We start from the raw sequence: 1,905 nt of genomic DNA on the forward strand, positions 1-1,905 counted from the left end.
ATTAAACCAGCACCTGTCATGCGAATAAATTGTGCATGTTGACGTAAGTCTTCAACTGTTGCAGCACCGCAATAGCCCATACCTGATTCAATACCACCAAGTAATTGGAAGATAATACCTGAAACAGAACCCTTATAAGCAACGCGTCCTTCGATGCCTTCAGGCACTAATTTGTTGGCTTCGTTGACTTCACCTTGGAAGTAACGGTCCGCAGAACCTTTTTTCATAGCCCCTAATGAACCCATACCACGGTAAGTTTTAAATTGACGCCCTTGGAAGATTTCTAATTCCCCAGGTGCTTCGTCAGTACCCGCTAACATTGACCCTAACATCACTGCATGGCCACCAGCCGCTAAAGCTTTGACAATATCACCTGAGAATTTGATCCCACCATCCGCAATAATGGTCTTGCCGTATTCGTTGGCTACACTAGCTGCGTCATACACCGCTGTAATTTGTGGTACCCCAACACCAGCAACCACACGTGTTGTACAAATTGATCCAGGTCCAATCCCTACTTTAACCACGTCAACACCTGCTTCATATAAAGCACGTGTACCTTCAGCTGTCGCTACATTTCCAGCGATTAAAGTAGCTTCTGGGAACTCTTGGCGAATTTGTGCAATTTTACGTAAAACCCCTGCAGAGTGACCATGTGCAGTATCGATTACAATCGCATCTGCACCTGCTTCAAGTAAAGCAGCCACACGCTCAAATGTATCTGAAGTAACTCCAACTGCAGCACCCGCAATTAAACGACCTTTTGCGTCTTTAGCAGAATTTGGATAGTCTGTAACGCGTTCAATATCTTTAATAGTAACTAAACCTGTTAAACAACCTTGGTCATCAACTAATAATAATTTTTCAATACGATTTTCATATAAAATGTGACTCGCTTCTTCTAAAGAAGTTCCTTGTGGTGCAACAACTAAGTTGTCTTTGGTCATCACATTTTCAATCGGTTGGTCATGGTCTTCTAAGAAACGGATATCACGGTTTGTTAGGATACCCACTAATTTATGGTCTGCTTCATTGTCGATGATCGGTACACCAGAAATACGGTATCGATCCATCAAGGATTCTGCTTCGTGAACTGGTGAGTCTGGGAATAGATAGAATGGGTCTGAAATGACACCTGACTCTGAACGTTTAACCTTACGGACTTCATCCGCTTGTTGGGCAATCGTCATATTTTTATGAATAATACCAAGTCCACCTTGGCGTGCCATAGCGATGGCCATGCTTGCATCCGTTACAGTATCCATTGAAGCTGAAAGGATTGGAATATTTAATTTCAAGTTGGGCGCCAACTCTACGCCTAAATCTACCTCATTTGGCAACACCTCTGAATGTGCCGGCAATAGTAAGACGTCATCGAATGTTAATCCCTCTTTAGCGAATTTGCTTTCCCATGCAGTAGTCATTTTTCATTCATTCCCCTTTTCTGTATAAAATTGATTTTTACTATCCTACCACCATACACCAACAAGGTCAACCTTATATTTCGTAAATAAATGGATTATTTTTATATATTAAAGATATTGTTCGTTTTTTATTTGCTTGAAAAAGATATATACGCTTTTGGAAACTTGGATCAAATGTTATAGTTCGGAAATTGCTTAAAGAAATCATCTCTTCTTTTACCTATATATATTTACCTTATGCCTATAGCAAAATCCAGTGTTAACAAGGCCCACATAAAAATAAGACTAAACGACATACTTTTCAAATTACAAATCCAAAATTTATACGACACAAAAAGCCGTGACATTAAGCCACGACCTTTGAGTGATTATTCGTATAAGTTTGCCGAGAAAAATCCAAATACTTAGATTCTTTCCATTATGGCTTGTTTGAAGGCTTCTGGGTCTACTGTTTCAACGAAGGCTTGGTCTTCGATGAAAA

At 40.1% G+C, this 1,905-nt stretch carries 1 protein-coding gene; it reads right to left on the reverse strand.

Annotated elements, in window-relative coordinates:
- A partial coding sequence (guaB, locus tag ACRCJ0_RS13030; RefSeq protein ID WP_431390696.1) for an IMP dehydrogenase occupies nucleotides 1-1,424 on the reverse strand: 1,424 nt, incomplete at its 3' end.
- Nucleotides 1,425-1,905 lie beyond the last annotated feature (481 nt).

The organism is Aerococcus sp. L_32 (genome assembly GCF_050689315.1).